The organism is Cytobacillus firmus, assembly GCF_023657595.1.
GTDB lineage: Bacteria > Bacillota > Bacilli > Bacillales > Cytobacillaceae > Cytobacillus > Cytobacillus firmus_B.
Map to the genome: position 1 here is coordinate 3405431 of NZ_CP098323.1, position 16905 is coordinate 3422335.

The window sequence follows — 16905 nt, forward strand, 5'->3', positions numbered from 1 at the left end:
TATTATATTAATTTCCAATATTATTGTGATTGCCTCAAAAGAGAATTATAAAGCCTTTTGCTCCGCAAGAGAAGGGCGCTGAACTGCTTTTTTTCCTTTAACTACATTGAAAACGATATTTAAAAGAATGGCCGTCACACTGCCTGCCACTATCCCGTTATCCGTCAGGATCCGCACACTCGAAGGCATTTGCGCGAATAGTTCAGGAACAGCTGTTACGCCCAGTCCCATCCCGACAGAGCAGGCAATGATCAATAAATTTTCCTGGGAGGAGAATTCCACTTTGCTGAGCATTTTTATTCCATAAGCGACTACCATACCGAACATGGCAACCATTGCGCCTCCTAATACCGGAGTTGGAATGATAGTGGTCAATGCACCAATTTTCGGTACCAGTCCAAGCAGTACAAGGAAAGCACCTGCTGTATATATGACATTTTTTGTTTTTACGCCTGACAGCTGAAGAAGTCCGACGTTTTGGGAATAGGTTGTATAAGGAAATGCATTAAAGACAGCACCAAGGATAATGGCAAGTCCTTCGGCACGATAACCATTCGAGAGGTCCTTTTCTTCCAGTTTCTCTTCACAAATATCTCCCAGAGCAAAGTATACGCCTGTAGATTCAACTAAACTTACCATTGCTACTAGAATCATAGTCAGGATGGCTGTCACCTCAAATGTCGGCATGCCAAAATAGAAAGGTGATGGCATATGGAACCAGGAAGCGTCACCAACAGCTGTGAAGTCGACCATGCCCATAAAATAGGATGCTATGGTTCCCGCAGCTAATCCCAGCAAAATGGCAATCGCCCGGATAAAGCCATTAAAGAAACGGAAGAGAATAATGATGAACAGCAATGTTCCAAAAGCCAATGCTATGTTTGTCATCGACCCAAAGTCAGGGCTTCCCTGCCCGCCGGCCATATTATTCATAGCAACAGGAATAAGCGTAATCCCGATTATTGTAACTACTGACCCTGTTACAACAGGCGGGAAAAATTTCACCAGTTTTCCAAAATACTTTGAAACAGCAACCACAAAAATACCGGAAACCAGTATAGACCCATAGATTGCCGGTATCCCATACTGACCGCCAATCGCAATCATTGGTCCAACAGCCGTAAATGTGCAGCCAAGGACGACCGGAAGGCCAATCCCGAAAAATTTACTGCGCCATACTTGAAGCAGTGTTGCAATTCCGCACATAAAAATATCAATTGAAACCAGATAGGTGAGCTGCTCCCCTGTTAAGCCCAGTGCCCCTCCTACAATCAAAGGTACAATGACCGCGCCTGCGTACATGGCAAGGACATGCTGAATTCCGAGCGAAGCAATTTTAATTGGATTCTGATTCATCGCAACAATTCCTCCACATTCTCTGATGTTTTTTCAAAGCTGATCATGCCATTTTCAAGAGAGTCAATAATAGCTAAAGATTCGACCCGAAATCCCTTCTCTCTCAGCTGCTGTCCGCCCTTTTGAAAGCCTTTTTCAATAACGATCCCAATCCCTGCTATTGATGATCCCGCTTTTTCCGCTATATCCGCAAGACCTAATGCTGCCTGTCCATTCGCAAGAAAATCATCGATTATAAGAACATTATCTTTTTCTGAAAGATATTTCTTTGAAACAGAAATTTCACTTGTTTCTTCTTTAGTAAAAGAATAGACAGAAGCTGTAATCAGGTCATTTACCAGAGTGAGAGATTTTCTTTTTCTCGCAAATACAACCGGGACATTCAGATGAAGTCCCGCCATTACAGCTGGTGCAATCCCTGAAGATTCGATTGTCAATATTTTTGTAATCCCGCTGTTTGAGAATCTATCTGCAAAATCTCTCCCGACTTCATGCATAAGCTTAGGATCTATTTGGTGATTCAGAAATGAATCAACCTTTAAGACTGAATGCGATAAAACAATCCCTTCGCTTTTTATTTTTTCAATAAGCATATCCATTTTGCATCCTCCTCTGTGATAGAAAGCCTTCAGGTCCATAAAAAAAGCCTGAGGCCCATTGCATTCACAACATAAAAATGAGTGAAGCAATGGCCTTCAGGCTGGCTGCAGGCAAACGAGGATGACAAAAAAACGTCCTGGTCATTGCTCACTCATAGTCAGATTATTTACGGTAATCCGGTAGAAACTTGCGAGCCATATCCTCGCGATTATATGAGTGAATGTTATTAATTTATTAACATTATAACACCATTTCCTAATACTTCAACAAAAACCTTCATAGAAAAGCGAACTAAAATAATGTTTTTTTCATAATTGTTCGTAAATTGAACATTTTACTATCTTCAGTATGATTTTTTTCAATAATTAGTCCCACTTTTGAAGCCTAATATAAACCTTCACATTTATTTCACAATTTACACATGGGTTTTGTGATTTAAATCACTTAAATATCAATTTTTCACCATTATCATAGTGTTTAAGTTACGAATGAACAATTTGTGAACTCACCAAAAGCATCTAGAATCTTCCTAAATGTTTTGTATTATGAAAGTGTAATCATTTACTTTTTCCAATTTTCGAAAGGAGTGAAGGAAAATGGCGAAAACGGAACTCAGCCGCAAAACGAAAACTGAAATAGAGGATAGCTCTTCCTTAAAGGGAACGTTAGCTTCCGTTTTCTTATTAGGATTCTTCCTGATTATTACATGGGTAGGCGTTTATCTATTATTTATCAGCCGCTTTTAAAGTTAGAAGGGGGAAAAAGCCATGCATATGCATAAGTTTGAAAAAGCCTGGCTCATTTTTGGAATTGGATCACTGCTTGTTTTCCTAACAGTACTGGGAGTCAGCGCATTTTACCTGGGCAATCAGCCTCCAAGCTGTTTGGCAACCATTGACCCTGAAAAGGTCGATACTACCGTTCCATTTAATGAGCCTGGATTGAAAAAGGTAGAAGGAAAAGATTGGGATTACGAATTGGTATACGTAGCATCTGCGTTTTCCTACAGCCCAGCTGAAGTAGAGGTTCCATATGGGGCTAAAGTGAAAATTATCGCTACAACCAAAGACGTCGTCCACGGTTTTGAAGTTGCGGGATCGAATATCAACATGATGCTTGAACCCGGCTATATCAGTGAACATGTGACAACATTTGATAAAACAGGCGAATACTTAATTGTATGTAATGAATATTGCGGTGTTGGTCACCACATGATGTCGTCTAAAATTAAGGTGGTGGAATAATGTTTAATCCTTCAGCAAAATTAAAAGTTGACCCTCGCGACGCAAAATTGGCAATGGCTCACTTTTTCGTTGCCTTTACAGCTTTAGCAATAGGCGGCCTAGCCGGATTATTGCAGACTTTGGTCCGCTCCGGTAAATTCGAGCTCCCGGCAGGCATCGGGTATTACCAGATCCTCACGGTTCACGGTGTTGTATTGGGACTGGTACTTACTACTTTTTTTATAATGGGCTTCCAGTTAGCTGCAACAAGCAAAACATCAGGGACCCTTACAAATAAACAGCGAATTACCGGCTGGATCGGTTTTTGGCTGATGACAGCGGGAACTGTTCTTGCAGCTGTTATGATCCTGCTGAATGAAGCTACAGTTCTTTATACTTTCTATGCTCCTCTTCAGGCACATGCATTGTACTATATCGGTTTAACACTTGTTATAGTGGGAAGCTGGATTGACGGGGCAGCAATCATTATGAAGTATGCAGAATGGCGCAGGAAAAACCCTGGCCAGCCGAGTCCGTTATTAACTTTCATGTCATTGGTCAATACAATGATGTGGATTGTGGCAACAATCGGTGTAGCATCTACCGTTCTTTTCCAGCTTCTTCCATGGTCATTGGGATTTGTAGAAACCGTAAATATCGGCGTCAGCCGAACTCTATTCTGGTATTTCGGACATCCGCTTGTATACTTCTGGCTATTGCCTGCTTATATGGCGTGGTATGTTGTCATTCCAAAAGTCATCGGCGGAAAAATTTTCTCTGATTCATTGGCACGTTTGTCTTTTATATTATTCCTGCTGTTCTCAATCCCTGTCGGATTTCACCATCAATTAATGGAGCCGGGAATTGATCCGGCATGGAAATTCCTGCAGGTTATCTTAACATTCCTTGTTGTCATTCCATCTTTAATGACTGCATTTTCTTTATTTGCTACTTTCGAAAGCTTTGGCCGTTCTAAAGGGGCTACAGGGTTATTCGGCTGGGTGAAGAAGCTTCCATGGGGAGATGCGCGATTTGTCGTTCCTTTTATTGGGATGGTAGCCTTTATCCCTGCGGGTGCAGGCGGGATCGTCAACGCCTCCCACCAGATGAACCAGGTAGTTCATAACACGATTTGGGTAACCGGTCATTTTCACTTAACAGTGGCAACTTCTGTAGTACTTACATTCTTTGGGGTTTCTTACTGGCTTATTCCTCATCTGACTGGAAGAACATTAACCAAAGCAATGAATAAATTAGGGATCATCCAGGCAGTTATCTGGTCAATCGGAATGACATTCATGTCCGGTGCCATGCATGCTGTCGGTCTGCTTGGAGCACCGCGCCGTTCATCATATTCTGAATATGGCGGAGCAGCACAAGCAGCAGAATGGATTCCATACCAGGTTGCACAGGCAATCGGCGGTTCTATTCTCTTTATTGGCATTATATTAATGATCTATATCTTTATCAACCTTGCATTCTTCGCACCAAAGGGCGAGCAGGAGTTCCCTGTCGGAGAAGCGGCTGAAGAAGCCGAAAAAGCACCGATGGTATTCGAAAACTGGAAGCTATGGCTCGGAATTACTGTTGTTCTTATTCTATTTGCCTACACCATTCCATTTATCGATTTAATTCAAAACGCACCCCCAGGGGCCAAGGGATATAAGTTATGGTAAAAAAACACTCCGGTCTAAATTGGACCGGAGTGTTTTAATGTTCTAACTTGCTCTCAGCTGTCAGTCCCGTATTTTTCCTTCTTGCAGGCAGATTCACAATAATAACCGAACTAAGTATCAGTAAAGCACCGGCAATCTGGATTGCACCAAGATTTTCCCCGTAAAGTGTCACTCCTAAAAGCATGGCAACGACTGGTTCGACTGTAGCGATTACAGCTGCTTTGCTTCCATCTGTTTTTTCCAGTCCCCATGTGTAAACAAAATAGGCGAGAACCGTAGGCACAAAACTTAAACCCATACTAAGAAACAGAACTTCAGCGTTCAAAAAAACTGAAGCTTTTGTCCATAGCTTTGTTACCGGGATCAGAAATACCGAAGCAACCAGGAATGTATAAAGCGTAACTGTAAAAGGATGATACTTTCTTAACGCAAATTTCCCGAAGATGGTATAAAGCGCATACCCGAACCCGGCACCTAACCCCGTCAAAATTCCAAGCAGAGTAATATCACTGCTGCCTGCTGATAATCCGGCAACTAATATGCAGCCCACAATGGTGCCTGCTACAGCTGCAATCTTTCTTAGATTTATCCCTTCCTTTAAAAACAGGCAGGATAATACAGTCACAAATGCAGGAGCGGTGTAAAGCAGAACGACTGCCAATGAAATGCTGATCTGGTTCATTGCTGTGAAATAACAATAATTAAAAAAGACGATGCTCAGTATCCCGGTTCCAGCAAATAACCGGATGTCAGTGGCAGATTCCAGTTTAAAGCAGTTCCGGAAACGCATTATCCCTATTAGAACGAGAAATATGGCCGCAAAAAACACTCTTACAGCCACGATTTCCATAGCTGAGAATCCATATTCCCCGAGCCCTTTAACAAATACAGCAATAATGCCCCATAGACTTGCTCCTAATGCAATCATTAGAAATGGAAGTAATTTCTTCATTATGTCTCTCCATGAAGTAAGAGGATGACTGAGACCACCCTCTTACAAAAATTATGATTAAACACTTATTTCAGCTGATACACCTTACCGTACTTATCATACAGATAATCAATTAAATGCTGGGCATTCAGGCCTTCCCCGGTGACTTCAGTTAAGATTTCAAGCGGCTTTTTCATTTTGCCGAATTGGTGCACATTCTTAGTAAACCACTCTTTGACTGGCATTAAATTGCCTTCTTCAAGTAATTCATCATAGTTTGGCAAGTCCTTTAACATGCTGTTTTTTAGCTGTGCTGCATACATGTAACCCAAAGCGTATGAAGGGAAATAACCAAAGCTCCCCCCTGCCCAGTGAACATCCTGCAGAACGCCTTCTCCGTTATTTTCTGGCTTTACTCCGAGGTATTGTTCATATTTTTCATTCCAGATCGCTGGCAGGTCTTTAACTTCAATTTCATCGTTAAACAAGCCTTTTTCAATTTCATAACGGATAATGATATGAAGCGGATATGTTAATTCGTCTGCTTCAATACGGATTAATGAAGGCTTTGATTCATTAATTGCACGATAAAAAGCATCTATTGACACATCATCAAATTGACCGTTTGCATATTCTTTAAGAAGGTCATAATTCTTTTTCCAGAAAGAACGATGTCTTCCGACAAAGTTTTCATAAAATAATGACTGTGATTCATGAATTCCCATTGATGTTCCAGAGCACAGCGGAGTTCCAACCAGGTCAGAAGAAATATTTTGTTCATAAAGAGCATGCCCGCCTTCATGAATCGTGCCAAACACAGCTGTCCGGAAATCAGCTTCATCATATTTGGTGGTCACTCGGACATCACCAGGATTCAAACCTGTTGCAAAAGGATGAACAGTTTCATCGAGACGTCCCGCTTTAAAGTTATAGCCCATTTGATCAAGAACTTTAAGGCTGAAATCCCGCTGCTTATCCTTGGTAAAGTGTTCAAATAAAAAGCTGGTGTCCGGTTTATTCTGTGATTCAGAGATTTGCTGAACAAGCGGAACAATTTTTTCCCTCAGCTGCCCGAACACCTGATCAAGCGTATCAACGGTTACGCCAGGTTCATACATATCCAGCAGTGTATTATATTTGTTTCCTTCATATCCCCAATAAGAAATGAATCTTTTATTCATTTCAACAAGCTTTTCCAAATAAGGCTGGAACATTTCAAAATCTGAGCTTGCCTTTGCATCTTCCCAAATACTTTCAGCCTTGGATTGCAGGATGACATATTCGGTATATTCCTCTGCAGGAATTTTTTTATTCCTGTCATAATCCTTTTTGCATTCTTCCAATGTTTTCAATGTTACTTCAGAAATATTTTCCCGGCTTGAAAGTTTCGCTATGTATGCTGCCATTTCCTCAGAAGTGGACATTCTGAAAACTTCTGAAGAGATCATTCCAATCACTTCGGAGCGCTGTTCCATTCCCTTCTTGGGTGCGCCTGTCCGCATATCCCAATACATCAGCCCGATCGCTTCATTATAGGCCATCATTTTTTTGACATAATCAAGGAATTGCTGTTCTGTCTGTTTTAGTGATTCTGCCACAATTTTTCCCCCTTTGTATCTACTACAGTATCATTTTATCATATTTTTCTGAAAAGGCAGTCTCTATAATCTTTTTCTTAAACTATGCCCTTTGGCTGCTTTTCTTTTTCACCTGGCTGCCAAAGAGTTATAATAGTGGAAAGTGAACTAACCGGAAAGAGAGATAGCATGAAATATTTGATTTACTTTATCGTTATTGCAGCATTTATTGATACATTTTCTCAGCTTCCTATAATAAGCCCCTTTGCCATGACATTTAATCCATCACCCGCATTTGCAGGAATGATTGTTGGGATGTATTCCTTCTCGAATATGATTGGCAATATTTTAGCCGGCTATTGGATCGATAAAAGCGGAGCAAAAAGAGTTTTGGTGTCCGGCCTAACCTTAACTGGAATTATATTAGTACTGTATACATTTGCTGAATCACCCCTGCATTTAATTTCAGTAAGATTTTTTCACGGGTTATTTGGAGGCTTCCTGGTCCCTGCGGCTTTCACAATCATTTCAAACATCGGAAATTCAGAAAAACAAGGAAGAAAAATGGCTGTATCAGGCGCTGCTGTCGGCTGTTCAGCCATTATAGGACCGGCTTTTGGGGCGGTGATTGCGTCCAATTACACTATAAACTGGGTCTTTTTAATTATAGCGGCAACCATGATCAGCAGCGCAGTCCTCGCCTTTCTGTTTCTGCCGGCAGGAACTCTGAAAAATGTAAAAAAAGAGAACTCCCATGAAAAAATGCTTCCATTACTTAAGAATCCTATGCTCGCAGCAAGCTATTTAGGAGCCTTTTCTCTCATGTTTGCTCAAGGGACACTTGCCTACCTTCTTCCTCTTCAGGTAGAAGCTCTGCAAATTGATGCGATGTACAGCGGGATCTTATTAAGCACTTTTGGAATAACTGCAATTCTTATTTTTCTGCTGCCCATTAATAAAATCTTTGATAAGTATAAACATCACAATAGCATGCTTACCGGAATGCTGATCATAGGAATCGCATTAATCCTGCTAAGTTCAGCATCTTCTCTTGGTTTCATGTTTTTATGCATGGTTCTTTACGGCACCGGGTTTGCTCTTCTATTCCCATCCATTAATGCCCTTATTGCCAATCATACAACTGAAAAAACAAGAGGTAAGGCATTTGGCCTCTTCTATGCCTTTTTTTCATTAGGCGTGGTAGCCGGTTCCACCATATTAGGTTTCTTAGGAGTAACATTCGATACAGGTTTTTTAATCGCCGCAGCTATTTTATTGTTAACTGTATGCGGCATGTCGATATACTTTAAAAAGAGAAGCCCTCAAATATTAAAAAGCGGGAGTGACTGAAAATGAAAGAATTAGTAGGCTGCTGCGCTGTTTGCGGGAAAGACCTATACTGTCTTGATGGATTCTTCAACGGAGTCCATAATGAAAAAAATGAAACCATCTGTTTTGAATGTATAGAAGAACAGAAAGAATCCGCAGAGTAAGCATCTGCGGGTTTTTTTGTTCCATTGGATTTGTACATTGAAAAATGTTCTCTGAAATATGATATATGTCACTTATTTGAAAAGCTCACGCTGTTAAACTTAAAGTAATTAATAACGATTCTCACTGGCAGGTGATTTTCAGTTATTGGCAATTAATTTAATCCATCAGCCGATTGAAGGAGAGATCAGAATGGAAAACAAAGTTATTGAGCTTGATGTAAGAGAGGATTTAAAAAATAAATTGGAGCCGTTTCAGAAAATCATGTCGGCGATTGCTGAACTTGATATCGATGATGTTTTTATCCTTCATGCCCCGTTTAAGCCCATCCCTCTTTTTGGAGTATTAAAGGCTAAAGGGTTTGAATATAAAGCTGAAGAAATTGAAAAGAAGCATTGGAAAGTGATCTTTACTAAGAGAGGTACGTCATAATGAAACTGGATAACCGGGGGCTGGAACCGCCTCAGCCGATGATGAGAACTCTCGCGGCTCTTGAAGATCTGCCAGAGGGAGAAACCTTATCAATTATAAATGACAGGCGGCCCATGTTTCTTTATGAACAGCTGGACGAAATGGGCTGCAGGCATGTAACTTCCGAACTGGAAAACGGAAGCTTTTTAATAGAAATCAAAAAATAAGCAGGTGATCGCGTTGCTGGCCAATACAAAAAATGAGACCAATATAAAACTTCCTTTTTCCTTTATACTTTTCAGCTTGCTCTGCTTAATAGGATCTATGGCGCTCATTCTTTTTCAAGGGGAATCCATAATTAACAGTCAATTCCGTATACCCGCCATTTGGTCAGCGGCTCATTTGTTTATATTGGGCTGGGCGTTGATGACAGCAATGGGAGCCATGTATCAGCTCGTTCCGGTGGCCTTTCTTACCCCTATATGGAATGAAAGATTTGGATTTTCACAATTTACTGTAACTGCCTTTGGAATATTATATTTTGCGCATAGTCTATTTTATAATCCGGCGGGTGCAATGCTGCCCGGGCTCATTACATTAACAGGCATCTTAATGTTTCTGCTGCAGATGTTCATGACTTTAAGGCAGCAGGCAAAGCCTAATGTACTGACTCTTTTCGTAGGAACTGCACTAATTAGCCTGCTGTCTGCAATTCTATTGGGAATCCTTATGGTCTTCAGCATGAAAACCGGATTTATTTCCGCCGATTACCAGGCAGTTTTTAAAAGCCACATACTGCTTGGGACAGCAGGCTGGTTTACACTTCTGATTTTTGGATTTTCCTATAAAATGGTTCCCATGTTTTCCTTGTCCCACGGCTACAGCATGAAGCCTGCCAAATATGTGTATATGGTTTATGCAGCAGGACTGGCTGCGGCAATTATCTCTTTTTTCACCGGGAATAATTCTCTTTTTACTATTGCCTTATTGGTCCTGGCTGGCGGATTTGCCTTCTTCACCTGGCACATGCTGCAAATCCTGCAGAAAAGAGTAAAGAAAAAGCTTGATTATTCATTCCGATATGCTCTTATCGCCATACCTGCAGGGCTGGCAATCCACCTTGGAGCATTCATAAGCTCACTAATCGGAAGCTTTCAAAATACAGTTGGGTATCTTGTGTTTGCATACCTCATGCTCTGGGTAGCTTTGAGCATTCTCGGTTATCTGTTTAAAATCGTGCCATTCTTGTGGTGGACCTGGAAATACAGCAAAGAGATCGGCAAACGGAGTGTACCTTCTCTCAAAGATATGATGAATGACAAGGCATCCATTCCGGTTCTTTCCGCCTTTATTCTCGGTATACTCAGTGTGACAGTCTCCATCGTATGTGAACAGCCCGCCCTGTTCCTATCCGGCCAGATTGTAACGGCTGGAGCCAGCATTGTTTTCTGTTATTTGATTATTTCTGTTTTAAAACAATAGGGGGAATTAACATGAATCGAAAAGAAGTAGTTCTCAGCAATCTAAAAAGAGTTATGGATCCTGAATTGAATATAAACGTGGTTGATTTGGGCCTTATTTATGATATTAATTTTCCCGATGGTGACAAGGCAGTTATTACCATGACTCTTACAACACCGGGTTGCCCGCTGCATGACAGCATAGTCAGTGGAGTTAAGTATTGCATTGAAGATCTTGAGCTGTTTTCAGATGTAGAGGTTAACCTTGTCTGGGAGCCTGCCTGGACTCCTGCTCGTATGACACCCGAAGCAAATCAGCTGTTGAGAGGTTAAAAGGAAGGCAGCGCCCGCTTGGGCACTGCCTTCGTTCAGCTTGTTACGGGCTCTGCAGGCAGAACCTTTTTTATCATTTCGCGGACTTCAGGATTTTCATTTTTATTCATCAGAATATGAACGGTCCCTTTGTCTTCATGTGTTCTAATTAATCTTCCAATCCCCTGCCTTAAACGCAGGATCATATATGGAAGATCAACCTCTTTGAAAGGATCGGCCGAACCTTCCCTTTTGGCTGTAAAGACCGGATCGTGAGGAGGGAATGGAAGGCCATAAATAAGCACATTCTCCAGGGATCTGCCCGGTATATCAAGACCTTCCCATAAATGAACAGAGCAGAGAACTGAATGCTCATCATTTTGGAAACTTGATACGAGGCTGCTTATCTCTGCATCCCCTTCAAAAAAGACCGGCACACTTATTTTCCCTGAAACAAATGCTTTGAATTCTGCCAGCTCAGAAGAACTGTTGAATAATACTAAAGCCCTTCCTTCTGTTGCTTTAACTTGTTCGAGAATGTAGTCCATTTTCGCAGTTCCTGATCCCTCCGCAAATTCCGGCATGCGAATGACCATATTTTCTTCATAGTCGAACGGGGAATCTACGGTAAAGGATAGATAATCGTCTACTCCCAGGCTTTTTGCCATATAATCAAAGGACTTATTCTCAGACAGTGTTGCAGAGGAGAAAACAAACGGCTTCTTCTGGGAAAATACTTCTTCCCGCATAATGTCTTCTACCATTCTTGGCATAATAACCAGGGTTCTTTCCCCATTATTCTCTTCAAACCAGGTGATTCCTTTTAAATCCTTAAGGAACAATGAAAGTGAGTATGAGATTTGCTCAAGATATTCTTCAACAATTTTTAAGTCATATTCATTAATGACATACATTTCGCTTTCAAATACTAATTCTTCCTCAAGTGTATTGATCAAGTCCTGCAGTTTACGTCCTTCACTCATAACATCTGCAGTTTTTTCAATCGTTTTCTTGTCAGAACCAGTATCACCCGAAGCTGACATGGACAGTGTCAAAAAGAAATGCTCATTCTGGTAAATAGCATCTTCAATGAAATTTAACGTTTTTTCACGTACATCATTCGCCATGAGCCTTGTTAAGATGGATTCCAGAATCTGCTCGGAAAAACGATATGTCAGAGCCTTTTGCGATGCATATTCCAGCAGATGGCCTTCATCAAAAACCACACATGAGCTCTCAGGGAGCAAAGGCAGCTGCCCTTCCCGTTTTCTCGATTCCTTGGTCCAGATATGTTCCATGTAAAAGTCGTGTGAACAAATGATCAAGTCTTTTGCGCTGCGGTAATATTCCCTATGGAGAGTTTGACCACAGCGGTGACGCTTCTCACAAGTGAAACAGTCCTGTATTGAATCCCAAGAGACATTGGTCCAATGCTCATCCGGCAATTCAGGGTAATCTTTCCGGTCACCATATCTTTCAAACTTTTGCATGGATGAGCCTGTTTGAACAAAATCCGGAAGATCATCAAAAATGCGATTATAGTGATCATGAACATCATTTGCAACGAGCTTGTCCAGCTTGTTTAGGCATAGATACTGATCGCGTGATTTTGCCAGTCTGACATCAATATTTAACCCTAATGCTTTTTCCAGCTTGGCAATATCACCTTCTTTTTTCACAAGCTGCTCGATTAAAGTCTCATCCGCACAGGCGATAATAGCAGGTTTATTTATGTACCTTGCATAACTGATTGCATATAAAAGGTAAACAATCGTTTTCCCAGTCCCTACACCTGCCTCAGCGAAAATAACACTTTTATCTTTAAATGCTTTCTCCAGCTGAAAAGCCATAAATATTTGCTCATCCCGAATTTCAAATCCTGCTTCAGGCAATATATCGTAAAAAACATCTCCGATCCACTCACTTAGCTTTTCATAAAAAGATTCGCTCTTGGATACGGCAAAAGGCATCCGGTTCGACATGCTACCCCTCCGTAATTAAAAAGTTAAAGCGCCTATAAACCAGACGCTCCTGAATTCAGTTCTATCATTATTTCATATATCAGTAATTAATAATCAAATGAACATCATATAATTTTATCTCAAATACAGTAACTGTCAAGATATAACGCCAACCCTGCAAATTTATCAAAAAAACAGGGGTGCTTTAAGGCAGCCCCCTGCTCATTATAAAGTGAAACTTCAATCAGTGGGGTTTTTCCTTATCCCCCACTGATTGTTAGTTGAACCAATCGGGCCTTTACGGGCAGTTTGACCCCCACTTATCTCTTGAAGTGGGGGTCTTACTGCCCGTTAGACTGCGATAAACGACTAGTTGAAACGTGACATAGAAAATGACAATGCCTGCTGAAGTTCATCCTGTGCGTTTTTAAGACTCTCCAGTGCCTCTGCTGATGGATCACCGTCTCCGTGTATTGCTTCAAGTGTTCCATTCAGCGCCTGGGAAATTTTATGGAAATCGATGCTGGAATGTTTCATTGCCACCCCTCCTGAAAAAAGAATCAGATAGATATATTCTATACAGTTTCAGGAGGTTTTATGCTTTTGCTGCTAATTATTTCTCGGCGGTCTTTTGCCCCAGTACTGATAATAGTCTGTACGAATAAAACCATTGAAGAGCTTTCGTTTTTTAGTTGCTTTTCTTCCATAGTGAGTCTCAAATTCCTCGTCTGAAGTCAGGATATAAATGGACCACGTGTCAAGAGGAGCAAAGGCACTTCCCATCTCTGCATACATTCGCTGTACCGCAGCCTTCTCACCAAGGCGTTCCCCATATGGAGGATTCCCGACAATGACACCATATTCCTTAGCAGTCGTAAAATCACGCACTTGCATTTGTTTGAAGTTGATCAAATCACCCAACCCAGCTTCGAAAGCATTTTCTTCGGCTATCTTAACCATCCTGTGATCAATGTCAGCACCTGTTATATCGAGTGGCTGATCATAGTTTGCCAGGTCTTCAGCTTCATTTCTTGCATCTTCCCAGACTTTTTCAGGAATCCAGGACCACCCTTCCGAAATGAATTCACGATTGAAACCGGGTGCAATATTCTGTCCGATTAATGCTGCTTCTATCGGGATAGTGCCGGATCCGCAGAAGGGATCAGCAAATGGCTTTTCAGGGTTCCAATTTGTCAGCATAACCAATGCAGCTGCAAGTGTTTCCTTCAGTGGAGCTTCCCCCTGCCCTGCACGATATCCCCGTTTATGGAGGCCGCTTCCGCTGGCATCGATGGTCAGAAGGGCTACATCTTTATGGAGAGCGACTTCTATTTTAAATAGGGGCCCATTTTCTTCAAGCCAGCCTGTCTTATTATACTTTGTTCTCATGCGTTCAACGATTGCTTTCTTGACAATCGCCTGACAATCGGAAACAGAAAAAAGCTTGGACTTCACAGATTTCCCTGATACTGGGAATTCGGCGTTTTCTGGCATATACCTTTCCCAGGGCAGCGCTTTAGTTTTTTCAAAAAGCTCGTCAAAACTCGTTGCTTTAAATTCTCCCACTTTTATGCGAACCCGATCTGCTGTTCTCAGCCATAAATTAGACCGGACAATTGCAGCTTCATCGCCTTTAAATGTTATTCTGCCATTTTCAACTTCACATTCATATCCAAGATCGCGCACTTCTTTGGCAGCAAGTGCCTCAAGGCCCATGGCCGTAGTGGCGATTAAATCGTATTTAGACATATTTATTTTCACCCTAACCTAAATTCTTATTTCTATTATGTATACCCTAACTGGACATAGCAATCAACACATAAAGTATATCTGTTTATTTCTTTAGCCGCAATGAGACTCTCAGGTCCTCTGAGTAGTCATCTTGAAATCAGCATATACTTCTTACCAGCCTGCAGCAAAGTAAAAAAGCTCTCCCAAAAAGGAGAGCTTGAATTTATAACACTCATACTGTCTCACTAATAACGTTCTGTAAGCCATGTTTTGTACCGTAGTACTGCAAGCGACAAATGTCTCGTACTCAGGTGGTAATCATCTATCTACAGGCTTCTGCCTGTCCTTCCCGTTGTTCATTTCCTCAGGGAAAGTGCCCCTACCATCATTTGGGTTTCTCGCTCGCGGGGTTTACCTCGTTCCACCCTTTTCATTTCTGAAAAGGCTACGTCACTGTGGCACTTTCAAGGTATTCATGCCATATCCCGAAGGACTTAGGCATTTTCCCTGCCGTCAGCCGGAGCCAGCTCCGACTGCCCTAGCTTATGAATTCGCTAGGCACGAACACTACAGGCATCTCAGCCTGTGCGAGCATGGACTTTCCTCTACAATATAAGATATATTGCAGCGATTACCCGAACGCTATTAATGATCACAAAGAATATTATATGTAATCTGTGATGGAATAGCAATGGTTTTAAACTGGAAAGTCCGATAAATACTGTCAATCATACAATTTACTGCCAAAAACGTGTTTTTCCAGATTTGATAATCTTTTTAGGATGTCAAAATTGGTTGTTCCTGCAGTTTGTGCTGCCGGTCTGCGTGAAGCTTCCTCAACCTGTTTTTTCAGCTTCATATTTTCCAGCTGCAAATCTTCAATTTCCTGATGGAATGCTTCGTAGTCTTTAATGACCAAATCTAAAAACTTATCGACATCTTCAGGCTTGTAGCCTCTCATGGCTGTCTTAAACTCTTTTTCCAAAATATCTTTTGCAGTTAATTTAATTTTATCGGATAGCATGACACTCACCTCAGTATATCGGCAATCATAATTAATACTATTTTTCCAGAGATATGTACATTTGTCAATTTATCTGAGCATTATTCAAATGAGTCTCTCTGAGAGAGTTGTTCTTCTTCTACAACCAATTGTAAATCATAAAAGGTGATTAGTCTAATATCATATTCATTTTCTTCCTGATATTTTTTTGCGGTTTCATACAGATACTTAGGGCTTCCCTCTTTTTCCATATCATAAAACAGCAGCAGAACATCGCTCTTACTGACCAAAAAATGATTTTTCAATCTGAATTGCAGCGGGCTTTCATAAGGTTTTTTTGTTACCGAATCAACAAAATCTGCCTGAACCAATATAGATTCATACCATTCTTTGTTGGCAGCCTTCCAGGAAGCTTCCTGATCTAAAAAGGGAGTAATGACTGCAAGCTTCAGGTCTTCGTAACCTTCGATCTGAAGATCATAAACAACTTCAGCTGCCCAAAGTTCTGCACCAAGCTGTCCGCTGATGATTACCCACTCCAGACCGTCATCCAGCAATGAAAGCAGGCTTTTTCTGATTGCGGTTTTAATATAGCTGACAGCAGGGGCATCGTTTTTAAATATCCCTACTTCAAAAGGCTTGTACCCTGAAATAACTGCTACTTTTGTCAATTGCAAAACTCCTTAAAGAAATCTGGCTGAGTAACCTGCCGTTTATATAAATAAAACAAGGGCATAAAGCCCTTGTCTATTATCTGCCGGAAAAACTTGGCCCTTGTTTTGGACCCATTCCCGTTGATGCTCCAGCTACGCCAGTTCCAGGTCCGCCATATCCTGGACCCATTCCCATACCTGGACCCATTCCCATACCAGGGCCCATTCCCATACCTGGACCCATTCCTGGGCTATATGCACCTGCCACGCCAGGTCTTGGTCCCATATTCACATTCGATTGTGTAACCTGGTTAACATTTGACTGCGTGTGCGGGTAAGAGTGCTGATTCTCATAGTTAATGTGGTTTACATGAGTATGATGCGTAGGATGAATGTGCGGAACCACAATGTTCTGGAACGAATGAGTTACACAGCATTTTGTCGGATGAACAACAGCAGGCATCACCTGCGAAGGTCTTGGTCTGCAATACATGTAAAGATCCCCTTTCGAAATTGTTTT

General features: G+C 41.4%; 19 protein-coding genes, 1 other RNA gene and 1 riboswitch. Of the genes, 9 read left to right on the forward strand and 11 right to left on the reverse strand.

Translation table 11 applies throughout. From position 1 onward, the window contains the following. Window positions 1–45 precede the first annotated feature (45 nt). Window positions 46–1356: a nucleobase:cation symporter-2 family protein gene (locus tag NAF01_RS17200; RefSeq protein ID WP_048007875.1), complete on the reverse strand. Its 1311-nt coding sequence runs from the start codon at window positions 1354–1356 to the stop codon at window positions 46–48. Beyond that, entirely contained in the window at window positions 1353–1955 is a 603-nt protein-coding gene (locus tag NAF01_RS17205) for a xanthine phosphoribosyltransferase (protein ID WP_048007876.1), read from the reverse strand. The genes NAF01_RS17200 and NAF01_RS17205 overlap by 4 nt, the downstream gene beginning before the upstream one ends. A gap of 135 nt (window positions 1956–2090) precedes the next feature. Next, window positions 2091–2192: riboswitch (purine riboswitch) on the reverse strand. A 360-nt stretch (window positions 2193–2552) separates the two neighbouring features. On the opposite strand from NAF01_RS17205, the gene NAF01_RS17210 reads away from it, so the two are divergent. Genes NAF01_RS17210 through NAF01_RS17220 form a run of 3 tightly spaced genes read left to right on the forward strand, consistent with a single transcriptional unit; the run spans window position 2553 to window position 4855 of the window. Continuing rightward, window positions 2553–2702 carry a hypothetical protein gene (locus tag NAF01_RS17210; RefSeq protein ID WP_035333553.1) on the forward strand — a complete coding sequence of 50 codons (150 nt, stop codon included), beginning with the start codon at window positions 2553–2555 and terminating at the stop codon, window positions 2700–2702. A 21-nt stretch (window positions 2703–2723) separates the two neighbouring features. Next, complete coding sequence (locus tag NAF01_RS17215) at window positions 2724–3200, forward strand: cytochrome c oxidase subunit II (protein WP_035333556.1); 477 nt, start codon at window positions 2724–2726, stop codon at window positions 3198–3200. After that, window positions 3200–4855, forward strand: a complete 1656-nt coding sequence (locus NAF01_RS17220; protein WP_163141924.1) for a b(o/a)3-type cytochrome-c oxidase subunit 1 — start codon at window positions 3200–3202, stop codon at window positions 4853–4855. Before NAF01_RS17215 ends, NAF01_RS17220 begins: the two co-directional genes overlap by 1 nt. A 34-nt stretch (window positions 4856–4889) precedes the next feature. Here NAF01_RS17220 and NAF01_RS17225 read toward each other — a convergent pair whose 3' ends face one another. Both NAF01_RS17225 and NAF01_RS17230 read right to left on the reverse strand, forming a co-directional pair. Then, window positions 4890–5807, reverse strand: a complete 918-nt coding sequence (locus tag NAF01_RS17225) for a DMT family transporter (RefSeq protein WP_250800883.1) — start codon at window positions 5805–5807, stop codon at window positions 4890–4892. A 65-nt stretch (window positions 5808–5872) separates the two neighbouring features. Beyond that, the gene (locus NAF01_RS17230) at window positions 5873–7384 is read right to left on the reverse strand and encodes a carboxypeptidase M32 (RefSeq protein WP_284709487.1); all 1512 of its coding nucleotides are present in this window, start codon (window positions 7382–7384) and stop codon (window positions 5873–5875) included. Window positions 7385–7552: 168 nt separating this feature from the next. Between NAF01_RS17230 and NAF01_RS17235 the strand changes: the two genes are divergently transcribed. The 6 genes from NAF01_RS17235 to NAF01_RS17260 all read left to right on the forward strand — a co-directional run bounded on the left by NAF01_RS17235 (window position 7553) and on the right by NAF01_RS17260 (window position 11058). After that, complete coding sequence (locus tag NAF01_RS17235) at window positions 7553–8713, forward strand: MFS transporter (RefSeq protein ID WP_227888278.1); 1161 nt, start codon at window positions 7553–7555, stop codon at window positions 8711–8713. A gap of 2 nt (window positions 8714–8715) precedes the next feature. After that, entirely contained in the window at window positions 8716–8856 is a 141-nt protein-coding gene (locus NAF01_RS17240; protein WP_197087561.1) for a hypothetical protein, read from the forward strand. Between the two features lie 190 nt (window positions 8857–9046). Next, the gene (locus NAF01_RS17245) at window positions 9047–9286 is read left to right on the forward strand and encodes a DUF2249 domain-containing protein (protein WP_048007885.1); all 240 of its coding nucleotides are present in this window, start codon (window positions 9047–9049) and stop codon (window positions 9284–9286) included. Further along, window positions 9286–9492: a DUF2249 domain-containing protein gene (locus NAF01_RS17250; protein ID WP_048007880.1), complete on the forward strand. Its 207-nt coding sequence runs from the start codon at window positions 9286–9288 to the stop codon at window positions 9490–9492. The genes NAF01_RS17245 and NAF01_RS17250 overlap by 1 nt, the downstream gene beginning before the upstream one ends. 13 nt (window positions 9493–9505) lie before the next feature. Beyond that, window positions 9506–10747, forward strand: a complete 1242-nt coding sequence (locus NAF01_RS17255; RefSeq protein WP_250800885.1) for a hypothetical protein — start codon at window positions 9506–9508, stop codon at window positions 10745–10747. An 11-nt stretch (window positions 10748–10758) separates the two neighbouring features. Continuing rightward, window positions 10759–11058, forward strand: a complete 300-nt coding sequence (locus NAF01_RS17260) for a metal-sulfur cluster assembly factor (protein ID WP_048007882.1) — start codon at window positions 10759–10761, stop codon at window positions 11056–11058. Window positions 11059–11093: 35 nt separating this feature from the next. Here the strand turns inward: NAF01_RS17260 and NAF01_RS17265 are convergent, their stop codons facing one another. The 7 genes from NAF01_RS17265 to NAF01_RS17295 all read right to left on the reverse strand — a co-directional run bounded on the left by NAF01_RS17265 (window position 11094) and on the right by NAF01_RS17295 (window position 16878). Further along, a complete protein-coding gene (locus tag NAF01_RS17265; protein WP_250800887.1) occupies window positions 11094–13019 on the reverse strand; it encodes an ATP-dependent DNA helicase in 1926 nt (641 codons plus the stop codon). A gap of 348 nt (window positions 13020–13367) precedes the next feature. After that, window positions 13368–13535, reverse strand: a complete 168-nt coding sequence (locus tag NAF01_RS17270; protein WP_175609136.1) for a hypothetical protein — start codon at window positions 13533–13535, stop codon at window positions 13368–13370. A 72-nt stretch (window positions 13536–13607) separates the two neighbouring features. Continuing rightward, complete coding sequence (locus NAF01_RS17275) at window positions 13608–14747, reverse strand: THUMP domain-containing class I SAM-dependent RNA methyltransferase (protein ID WP_226618405.1); 1140 nt, start codon at window positions 14745–14747, stop codon at window positions 13608–13610. Between the two features lie 236 nt (window positions 14748–14983). After that, an RNA gene (rnpB, locus tag NAF01_RS17280) (RNase P RNA component class B) lies at window positions 14984–15372 on the reverse strand. An 81-nt stretch (window positions 15373–15453) separates the two neighbouring features. Further along, on the reverse strand, window positions 15454–15753 hold the full coding sequence (gpsB, locus tag NAF01_RS17285) for a cell division regulator GpsB (protein WP_048008342.1): 300 nt from the start codon (window positions 15751–15753) through the stop codon (window positions 15454–15456). 80 nt (window positions 15754–15833) lie between these two features. Then, window positions 15834–16403 carry an SLOG family protein gene (locus NAF01_RS17290; RefSeq protein WP_197247662.1) on the reverse strand — a complete coding sequence of 190 codons (570 nt, stop codon included), beginning with the start codon at window positions 16401–16403 and terminating at the stop codon, window positions 15834–15836. A gap of 79 nt (window positions 16404–16482) precedes the next feature. Beyond that, window positions 16483–16878 carry a CotD family spore coat protein gene (locus tag NAF01_RS17295; RefSeq protein WP_048008340.1) on the reverse strand — a complete coding sequence of 132 codons (396 nt, stop codon included), beginning with the start codon at window positions 16876–16878 and terminating at the stop codon, window positions 16483–16485. Between the last annotated feature and the right edge of the window lie 27 nt (window positions 16879–16905).

Excerpts from the sequence above, each read along its gene's own strand:
- NAF01_RS17200 (WP_048007875.1), bottom strand. The coding sequence starts at position 1,356 with ATGAATCAGAATCCAATTAAAATTGCTTCGCTCGGAATTCAGCATGTC.
- NAF01_RS17205 (WP_048007876.1), bottom strand. The coding sequence starts at position 1,955 with ATGGATATGCTTATTGAAAAAATAAAAAGCGAAGGGATTGTTTTATCG.
- NAF01_RS17210 (WP_035333553.1), top strand. The coding sequence starts at position 2,553 with ATGGCGAAAACGGAACTCAGCCGCAAAACGAAAACTGAAATAGAGGAT.
- NAF01_RS17215 (WP_035333556.1), top strand. The coding sequence starts at position 2,724 with ATGCATATGCATAAGTTTGAAAAAGCCTGGCTCATTTTTGGAATTGGA.
- NAF01_RS17220 (WP_163141924.1), top strand. The coding sequence starts at position 3,200 with ATGTTTAATCCTTCAGCAAAATTAAAAGTTGACCCTCGCGACGCAAAA.
- NAF01_RS17225 (WP_250800883.1), bottom strand. The coding sequence starts at position 5,807 with ATGAAGAAATTACTTCCATTTCTAATGATTGCATTAGGAGCAAGTCTA.
- NAF01_RS17235 (WP_227888278.1), top strand. The coding sequence starts at position 7,553 with ATGAAATATTTGATTTACTTTATCGTTATTGCAGCATTTATTGATACA.
- NAF01_RS17240 (WP_197087561.1), top strand. The coding sequence starts at position 8,716 with ATGAAAGAATTAGTAGGCTGCTGCGCTGTTTGCGGGAAAGACCTATAC.
- NAF01_RS17245 (WP_048007885.1), top strand. The coding sequence starts at position 9,047 with ATGGAAAACAAAGTTATTGAGCTTGATGTAAGAGAGGATTTAAAAAAT.
- NAF01_RS17250 (WP_048007880.1), top strand. The coding sequence starts at position 9,286 with ATGAAACTGGATAACCGGGGGCTGGAACCGCCTCAGCCGATGATGAGA.
- NAF01_RS17260 (WP_048007882.1), top strand. The coding sequence starts at position 10,759 with ATGAATCGAAAAGAAGTAGTTCTCAGCAATCTAAAAAGAGTTATGGAT.
- NAF01_RS17265 (WP_250800887.1), bottom strand. The coding sequence starts at position 13,019 with ATGTCGAACCGGATGCCTTTTGCCGTATCCAAGAGCGAATCTTTTTAT.
- NAF01_RS17270 (WP_175609136.1), bottom strand. The coding sequence starts at position 13,535 with ATGAAACATTCCAGCATCGATTTCCATAAAATTTCCCAGGCGCTGAAT.
- NAF01_RS17275 (WP_226618405.1), bottom strand. The coding sequence starts at position 14,747 with ATGTCTAAATACGATTTAATCGCCACTACGGCCATGGGCCTTGAGGCA.
- gpsB (WP_048008342.1), bottom strand. The coding sequence starts at position 15,753 with ATGCTATCCGATAAAATTAAATTAACTGCAAAAGATATTTTGGAAAAA.
- NAF01_RS17295 (WP_048008340.1), bottom strand. The coding sequence starts at position 16,878 with ATGTATTGCAGACCAAGACCTTCGCAGGTGATGCCTGCTGTTGTTCAT.